The following is a 625-nucleotide window of genomic DNA, read 5'->3' as shown; positions in this document are numbered from 1 at the left end:
CCAAAGGGATAATAATTACTCTCCTCCACAATCTCACTCGTAGCAATACTTCCATTATTATCCGCATCTTGGTAGGAGAGTCTAACGTTGCCTAAGTGGTCTTTATACTGGTACACATAATTATATCCTGACCCTTCGGCATCTACATAGCCCTCTGCATGATTGAAAAACTGTAAGTTTCCATTCTCATAAATGTAATTCCCAGCATAGTCTGTTGTCGCTCCACTACTCACAACTTTTTTTAATTTTACACCTGTTGCATCGTAAAAATACGAAATACTTCCTTCACTTGTCGTTACCTTGGTCGGTAAATTTAAATGGTTGTAGACTATGTTTGTAATTCCCTTGTTCTTATCACGTATTAGATTTCCGTTAACATCCCTTCCGTAGTCATTATCGGTATTGCTTCCATCTTTAAAACCATAGTTCTTATTTCCTGTATCACTTACCTTTACTAAAAAGTTCCCGCCTGCATGATAAGTGTAGCTCAATTTATCCATCGGGTTACTCAGCGTTCCAAAAGAGGTTGCCGCCCCATTGATATGACCATTTCTAACTAGACTCGTTATATTTCCATTCTTATCATATGAGATACTTCCTAATGTATAACGGTCGGTTTGTCCAT

At 37.9% G+C, this 625-nt stretch carries 1 pseudogene; it reads right to left on the bottom strand.

Annotated features, from left to right (window positions below):
• Nucleotides 1-625, bottom strand: a pseudogene (locus JMA43_RS13915) (DUF6443 domain-containing protein); the annotation flags it as partial.

The sequence above is a fragment of the Joostella sp. CR20 genome (assembly GCF_038433465.1).
In the GTDB taxonomy this organism is placed as follows: domain Bacteria; phylum Bacteroidota; class Bacteroidia; order Flavobacteriales; family Flavobacteriaceae; genus Galbibacter.
The sequence above is the reverse complement of the archived record's forward strand: the minus strand, read 5'-3'. Positions and strand labels throughout refer to the sequence as shown.